This is a genomic window from Roseomonas genomospecies 6 (assembly GCF_008365375.1).
Classification (GTDB): Bacteria; Pseudomonadota; Alphaproteobacteria; order Azospirillales; family Azospirillaceae; genus Azospirillum.
Window position 1 is genome coordinate 1 of sequence record NZ_QOKW01000061.1, and the last position, 7718, is coordinate 7718.

Here is a 7718-nt window from a genome sequence, read left to right on the forward strand (position 1 = left end):
TGATCCATGGCTGTCCCTCCATGATGCTTGGGGCCGATCCGCTCGGACCCCGTGTCTCACACCATCACTGTGGGGACAGCCGCCCGCCCAAGCCAGAGCTTGGAGCAAGGCCCATTACGGCATCTAGTACTACAGCCGGTCTTTATCGGCTTGGGTGCGGCGTTTCCAGTGGGAGCGTCGCGCCCGCTGCTGATGGCGTCTTCGCCAGAGTGACCAGGCAATAACGGTGGCGTTTTCTAGGGGTGGTGAGGCGAGCAGCCGGTGAAGCAGACGGCGGATTTCCGGCACGGTCAAGGGCAGAAGCTCGACTTCCAGATCGGCTGGGTCCTCTCCCCCCGATGGCCGCCTTGCGCACGACGGTGAGGAACGCCAGGGCCAGCATCGCCAAGGTGATGTGCCGGTGCCAGCCGGTCCACGAGCGCACCTCGTAGTGGTCGAGGCCAACCTCGCCTTTGGCCAGTTCGAAGGCACTCTCGATGGTCCAGCGCGTGCCGGCCACCCGCACCAGTTCCTTCAGCGTCGTCCCGCTCGCCGCGAAGGTGAAGTAGAAGGTCAGATCGCCATCGGCCAAGCGGCGCCGGATCAAAAGTCCCTTGTCCCATCCCTCCGGGGCGCCGCGAAACGGCAGATGAGCCCAATCGTACAGCCGCGGCCCCTTGGAGCCATCACCGGCACCGATCCGATGCCAGCCGTCAGCCGGCACCTCCTCGACCCAATCGCTCACCGTGCCCGGGAACAGCCGCTGGCCGCTGGTGACCGCCAGCACATAGCCGATCCGGCGCCGCACCAGGGCTTGGCGCAGGGCGCTGTCGGCTCCGTACACGCTGTCGGCCGCGACCCACGCGCACGGCACCCCGGCGTCGAGCGCGCGCTCCAGCATCGCCGCTCCCAGCTTCGGCTTGGTGGCGAAGGCCACCTCCTCGGGCACCCAGGCGAGGCGACGGCGTTCCTCGTCACCGGCCCAGGACTGCGGCAGGTACAAGGCGCGGTCGATCAGCGCGTGGCCATGTCGGCCGGCGTAGCCGAGGAACACGCCGATCTGGCAGTTCTCGATGCGCCCGGCGGTGCCGGAGTACTGGCGCTGCACGCCGACCGAGCGCGTGCCCTTCTTCACGAAGCCGGTCTCGTCAAGCACCAACACGGCCTGCGGATCGCCCAGGTGCTCGACCACATAGGTGCGCAGGTCGTCGCGCACGGCGTCGGCGTCCCAGCGCATGCGCGCCAGGAAATCCTGCACGCTGTCCGGGCTGGCGTCGCCCGCCGCTTCGGCGAGATGCCAACCGTTCTTGCGCTCCAGCGGTGCCAGCAGGCCGGCAACATAAGACCGCGCTCGTCGACGCGCCTCAACCCGGCAGAACCGCGACCCAAGCCGCCCTATCAGCGCGTCCAGAGCGCCGTCCCAGGTCCTTGCCTCGGCAACCGTTGTCATACTCGGCATCCTTCCGCAGAACGCCAGACTCAACAGACGCAACGACCGATAATCCCGGCTGTAGTACTAGAGCGGATTTCGGCTCAGTTTAGATTCGGGTAGCCGCATAGCTTGAACCACGCTTTGGCGTCGGTGGCGGTGATCGCATTGAGGGCTGGGCCGAGTTCCTCGTTGAGGGCATCGACGGTGCGGGCTTCCTTGGCGCGCAGGATTCCTTTGAGCTTGGCCCAGCCGGGCTCGATGGGCGAGAGGTCGGGCGAGTAGCGCGGGAGGAAGCGGACACGGATTCCCGCGGTCTCAAAAGCGGCGAGGACATCGGCCCGCTTGTGAGCGGAGAGGTTGTCCATCACGACCACGGCGCCGGGTTTGTCACGCCGGAGCACGGGCAGGAGCACCTGCTCGACAAAGGCGAGAAATACGGCCGAGGAGGTGGACGCCTCGATGCTCATGGCGGCCAGCATGCCTTCGGCGCTCAACGCCCCGAGCACCGTGACGCGGTGCCAGGAGCCACAGGGCACGGACCCGAGCGCCCGTTGTCCGCGCGGCGCCCGGGCCTGGGTGGGGGTCATCTGGGTGTTGATGCCGGTCTCATCGAGGAAGACCAAGCGCGCCGGTTCGTGGACCACCGCATCGTCCCGGTAGGCCGCGCGTTCCGCGGCGATATCCGCGCGCTCTTGCTCGCTGGCCCTCAGCGTCTTTTTTTGCGCGCCAACCCCAGCCGCTTCAAGGTGCGACACACCACCGCCGGGCTCAGCGCGATACCGGTGCGGGCGGCCAACCGGTCGCGGTACTGTGCCAGTGTCGCGTCATTATCCTCCCGCACCAGGGCCCGCAGCACGCTCACACCCTCCGCGTCCAGTTTGGCTGGTACGCCGCCGGCATGGGGCTTGGCGACCCGCCGCCCCTCAAGGCGCGCGGCCCGTACCCAGTTGTACGCGCAGGCTCGGCTGATCTGGAAGCGCCGCGCCAGCAACTCGGGGCCGCCCTCGTGGCGCTCATAAGCCAGCAGAACCCGTTCGCGCAAATCGGCGGAATATGGCTGGCCCATGGCGCGCGGTCCTTCAGCGGTGTCTTCCTCCAACCACTCAGGCTAGCCAAAATTCCGTCTATACTCAGCGACAATCCGCTTTAAAGTTGTTGAGCCAGGAACGCGACCACCCTCGGCCAGACTTTGCAACGGAACCCCCGCTGGTCAGCAGCCAGATGATCTGCAGATGCGTCCGCTCCGTCGCATCCGTCGCGGCCTTGTACAGCCGATGCAACTTATCGGCTGCAATGTGATGAACCAAGTGAACCTTGCTGCCCATGCCAAATCAGGTGGAGCGGCACGGCCTCAATGAACCCTTCAAACGCCGTTGGTATTACAGGGTGATGAAGGCGATGTAGGACTCGCTGCCGGCCATGCCGGTGGTGACGGTCATCGCCCCCACCGCCTTGCCGGTGAAGGTCATGCTGGCGTCGATGGTGCCGTTGCCGTCGATGTCGCAGCGGACGGTGGCGCCCTTGTGGCCCTCGGCGCCGCCCATCTCCTCCCAGGTCAGCCGGGACTGGCCGGGGACGAAGCCCCAGAGGGTCGCCCATTCGCCGCGCTCCAGATCGACGATGGTGGACCAGGTGACCTCGCCCCCGCGGCCATCCACGAAGAAGGTGTCATGGCCCGGCCCGCCGATCAGCCAGTTAGAGCCCGACCCGCCGTCCAGCACGTCGTCCCCGGCCCCGCCCGACGCGGCGTCGTCGCCGCCCAGCAGGTTGATGAAATCGTTCCCGTCCGATCCGCCGACCACTTCGTTCTCGACGGTCCCCAGGAAGGACCATTGCAGGGTGGCGACCGGCCCCTCGTAGACTTGGGCCGCCACCCTCTGCTGCACCCCGTCCACGATCCGGCTGAAGGGCACGGACGGGCGCGCCGGAGCGGGGTCGGCGGGCGCAGAGGCGGAGGGCGCCGCGGGGGCGCCGCCGGGTTTGGACGGATCGGGCTGGGGCGCCGGAACCGGGGCGGGCGGTTCGTTGGTCTGGGGGTTGGAAGGGGGCAGGGGGGTGGTCCCGCCGCCGCTCTGCGGGGGTGCCGTTCCGCCGCCGGAGGCGATGCCCATCAGCATCCAGGCGAGATCCTGGATGCCGGCGGTGAGCGCCGGGGACAGCGGCAGCAGGCTGTAGTCGCGGTTGTAGGCGTCGGCGAACAGCGGGTCGCCGGTCCGGTCGTTGGCCCCGTAGGTGCCGACCTGATGCAGGAAATTGGCGTCGATGGCGTTCTGCCCGGCGGACAGGATCGTCACGTAGCCGCCCAGCGGCACCGCCCCCGACACGAGGTTCCCGGTCACCGTGTTGTTCGCCGGGATGCCGGCGGCGCCCGCCAGGGGCACCCATTCGACGCGGATGAAGCTCTCGCCGTTGGCGCCCAGCACGCCGATGTTGTTGGTGACGGTGTTGTCGTGCCCGCCATGGATCATGACGGCGGCCCAGGCGGTGTCGCGCAGGAAGTTGCCCTGCACCGTCACGCCGCTGGTCAGGTCGTCCAGATAGATGCCGTAGCCCTTGTGATTGCGCAGCCACTGGCCGGTGCCGGTGGTGGCGATGCCGCCGGTGTGCTCGATCCAGTTGCCCTCGATCCGCGTCCCGGTGTTCAGGTTCGACCGCCCGAGCAGCTCGATGCCGCCGGAATCCGCCGTCTCCAATCCCGTGTTGCGGATGCGGTTGTGGAGGATGGCGTTGTTCAGGCTGATCGTCGCGCCGTCCCAGTTCTTGACCGAGATGCCGTAGCGGGAGCTGTGGTCGATGTCGTTGTGGGAGATCACCGTTTCGCTGATCCCCGACGCCATGATCCCGCCGGCGTATTTGCGCACCTCGCCGATGTTCTGGATGCGGTTGCCGGTGACCGTGTTGCCGATGGACTGGCCGGAGAGCGCGATGCCGTTGACGCCGAGATGGTCCAGATAATTGCCGCCGACCAGATTGCGGTCCGACCCCTGGGTCAGCCGGATGCCCGTGCCGACGTTGACGAAGCTGTTGCCCGTGATGGTGTTGACGTCGCCGTTGACGACGTCGAGCGCGTTGCCGTCCGTCGTGGTGTTGGTGAAGGTCAGCCCCTGGACCGTCACCCCGCTGGCGCCGTTCAGCCGCAGCAGCGTGCCGAGCCGGGCGACCTCCACCCCCGTCCCGGTGAAGTCCTCCCCCGCCTTGATGACCAGCCGCCCGTCCGAGGCGCGGTGGGCGAACTCCCCCACCTGATCGACGTGGGCGCTGTTGCCCAGCAGCTTGAAGGTGGAGCCGTCGCGCATGGTGAAGGGCGCGTCGGAGGTGAAGGTCAGGGTGCGCGTCACCGTGTCGATGCCGGCGACCGTCAGGATCGCGTCCTGGAGCCGTTCCGTGTCGAAGACCTGGACCCGGCTGCCCGGCACCAGATCGGCGGCGGTGACGTCGCCCGCGCGGTAGCGCAGCGCGTTCCTGCTGGCGCCGAAGGCGCTCGCGTCGGCGACGAACCAGCCGGTGGTCGGGTCCTGCGGGTCGTAGACCGCCTTGGAGGCCAGCCGGTAGCGCACGCCGTTGACGGTGACGTCCAGCCCCGGTGCCGCGGACAGGGGCGCCGACCAGACGCCGTTCCCCTCGTAGGTGAAGCCGCTGACCCTCTGGCCGCCGCTGAGGACCACCTGCTCGCCCGGATAGCCGAGGATGCGGACGCCGCTGTCCTGCGCGCCGAGGGTGAGCGTGTTCGTCAGGGTGTAACCGCCCTCGCGGACGTAGGTGGTCTTGACGGTGCCGGCGCGCATGGCCGCCTGCGCCCGCTCCAGGCTGGCGAAGGGGCCGTCGGTGCCCTCGGCGTTGGGGGTGGCCAACCGACCGGACCAGCCGTCGTTGCCGTTCTTCGCCACGTAGAAGGCGGCGCCCTGCGGGGCCGGTGCGTCCGAGGCGGTGCCCTGGAAGACCGGGGGGGCGACCGCCAGGGTGACGGACCCGTCCTGGGCGGGAGGCGGGGCGGTGAGGCTTCTGCCGTTCACCGTCACGGTTCCGAACGACAGGTCTCCGGCCTGCGTCCCACTGGCGGGCAGGATCTGCACCGTGTGGGCGACGGATGGATCGAGGGTGACGCCGAAGGTGAAGCGCTCGGCGCTGCCGGACGCGGCCTCCGCCTCCCCGGCCAGCTTGCCGTCCACCAGGACCTTGAAACGCACCGGCCCGGTGGCGGACGCGCCGTGCGCCGCCTCGACGGTGATGGGGATGGGCCGGGTGATGACCTCCTCCGGCCTGGGCGGGGGACGGACCAGCGGGCCGCCGAACATCTCCTCCCCCAGACCGAAGGACAGCAGCCCGCCCCAGTAGAGCCCCGTCTGGCCGGCGACCACGTCCTTTCCGTCCACCGCGCCCTTGTCGTAGGTGGCGCGCGGGTCGGTGGATCTGACCTCCTGCCCGTCGACGACGATGGAGCCGACGAACAGGTTGCGGTCCACCCCGTTCGCCATCCCGTCGTTGTCGTACCAGATGGAAATCCGGTGGGCCTGGTCGGGATCGAGCGTGGCGGTGAAGCGGTAGGGCGTGCTGGAGGTGGCGGCGACCCACGCCTCGCCGATCGTCACGCCGTCGACCAGCAGCCGGAAATGCGGCGCCTGACCGGCGGACACGCCCCAGGCGTTCACGACGATCGGGACATCGATGGTCCGTTGCGGGGACGTGGACATGCGGGACTCTGGAGCCTGCGGGCGGGAGGCCGCCCGTCCCGAGGGTTGCGGAATGCTCCCTCGCGTCCCAGAATTGACATACCACTATCGATTGGATGTGTGACAACGGTCCCAAAATGGCCACAGCCGGGGCACTGGTCACAGCCGCTGCGGGAAGGCTTGCCGACGTTCGCGGAGCGGCGCTAGATAGCGGCGCCCTCCCGCCTCCCTGCACCGAGATTCCATGACCCTGCCGCCGATCTTCGACGCGGATGCCCTCGCCCGCTACGCGGCGGCGGACGTCATCTTCCTGGCCCAGGACGGGTTCAGGCAGCCCTCCGCGCGGGTGCGCTGCTACAACTTCGCCAAGGCGCTGCGCCAGCAGGGGCTGCGGGCGGAGGTGCTGTCCTTCTTCGACCATCTGGGCGCCACCGATCAGGCCGGCGCCCTGTCCACCATCCCCGAGGAGGAGAAGATCCGCCTGAACCTGGAGGCGCACCGGGTGCTCGCCGCCAACCCGCGGGCGGTCCTCTATGTGCAGAAGGTCGGCTACCACACGCTGGCGGCGGCCCTGGCAGCGGAGCGGGGCGGCAACCGGATCGTGCTCGACTACGACGACTACGAGCTGGACATGCAGCCCTTCCGCCGGCTGGAGCCCTGGTTCCCCAGCCTGCGGCCCGACCAGCTCTTCCACACGGTGGCCAACCGGGCCGGCGCCTGCGTCGCGGCCAGCCACCGTCTGGAAACGCTGCTGGCCCCGCTGAATCCGAACACGCACCTGATCCACACGGTGGCCGACCAGGACCTGTTCACCGCCGGCGGGCGGGACGGGCCGCGCCGCCGCTTCGGTGACCGGGTGAACATCCTCTATTCCGGCGACTTCTGGGGCGACATCCCCATGAAGGACGTGCTGTTCGCGGTGGACGCCTTCGCGCTGGTCCCCCGCGCGGTGCGCGACCGCGCCTGTTTCCACATCATCGGTTTCGGGCGGGCCTGGGGGGAGTTGAAGCTGCGCCTGCGGGAACGCTTCCCGGACCTGCCCAATCTCGAACTGCACGAGTTCATCCCGCCCGCCGAGATCCCCGCCGTGCTGCGCGAGATGGACATCGGCGTGCTGCCCTATTCGGCCAACGAGTTCAACGTCGCCAAGAGCCCGACCAAGATGTTCGAGTTCCTGCTGGCCAAGGTGGCGGTCTGCGCCACGCCGGTGGGCGAAGTGACGCACTGCCTGGAAAACGGCGTGTCCGGCCTGCTGGCCGAGGGAATGGAGGGCTATTCGGCGGCGCTCGCCCGGCTGATCGGCGACGACGCCTTCCGCCACGATGTGGCCGAGGCCGCCCACCGGGTGGCGATGCAGCGTTTCTCCCTCCAGGGCATCGCCCCCCGGCTGGCCACCGTCGTCCGCGGTCTGCTGGAGCCGGAGAGGCGGGCGGGGGGCCCCGCCGGGACGGAGCTGGGGGGTTTTCTGGCCGCCCCCCCCGCCCGCCCGGGTCCGCCGGCCCCGCGCGGGGGGCGTCTGAGGGGCCGCGACCCGGAAGGCCCGCCGGGCACCCAGGAGAGTGGGGGCCCCGACCCGCCCCGCCGGGGGGGGGGGCCGGGCGCCCGCCCCGGCACGCGCGGCCGGGCCCCGGGGGGGG

5 protein-coding genes are annotated in these 7718 nt (G+C 69.4%); 1 reads left to right on the forward strand and 4 read right to left on the reverse strand.

Annotated elements, in window-relative coordinates:
• Nucleotides 1–142: 142 nt before the first annotated feature.
• The 4 genes from DS843_RS30545 to DS843_RS30560 form a co-directional block, all read right to left on the reverse strand.
• Nucleotides 143–1429: an IS701 family transposase gene (locus DS843_RS30545; RefSeq protein ID WP_149472575.1), complete on the reverse strand. Its 1287-nt coding sequence runs from the start codon at nt 1427–1429 to the stop codon at nt 143–145.
• An 83-nt stretch (nt 1430–1512) separates the two neighbouring features.
• Nucleotides 1513–2166 carry an IS630 family transposase gene (locus DS843_RS30550; RefSeq protein WP_149472576.1) on the reverse strand — a complete coding sequence of 218 codons (654 nt, stop codon included), beginning with the start codon at nt 2164–2166 and terminating at the stop codon, nt 1513–1515.
• Nucleotides 2118–2477: an IS630 transposase-related protein gene (locus tag DS843_RS30555; protein WP_137140950.1), complete on the reverse strand. Its 360-nt coding sequence runs from the start codon at nt 2475–2477 to the stop codon at nt 2118–2120. The genes DS843_RS30550 and DS843_RS30555 overlap by 49 nt, the downstream gene beginning before the upstream one ends.
• A 313-nt stretch (nt 2478–2790) precedes the next feature.
• The gene (locus tag DS843_RS30560; protein ID WP_149472577.1) at nt 2791–6102 is read right to left on the reverse strand and encodes a carbohydrate-binding domain-containing protein; all 3312 of its coding nucleotides are present in this window, start codon (nt 6100–6102) and stop codon (nt 2791–2793) included.
• 223 nt (nt 6103–6325) lie between these two features.
• Here DS843_RS30560 and DS843_RS30565 point away from each other — a divergent pair.
• A partial coding sequence (locus DS843_RS30565; RefSeq protein WP_149472578.1) for a glycosyltransferase occupies nt 6326–7718 on the forward strand: 1393 nt, incomplete at its 3' end.

Bases quoted from the DNA above. Each gene is read 5' to 3' on its own strand.
- DS843_RS30560 (WP_149472577.1), bottom strand. From the start codon at position 6,102: ATGTCCACGTCCCCGCAACGGACCATCGATGTCCCGATCGTCGTGAAC.
- DS843_RS30555 (WP_137140950.1), bottom strand. From the start codon at position 2,477: ATGGGCCAGCCATATTCCGCCGATTTGCGCGAACGGGTTCTGCTGGCT.
- DS843_RS30545 (WP_149472575.1), bottom strand. From the start codon at position 1,429: ATGACAACGGTTGCCGAGGCAAGGACCTGGGACGGCGCTCTGGACGCG.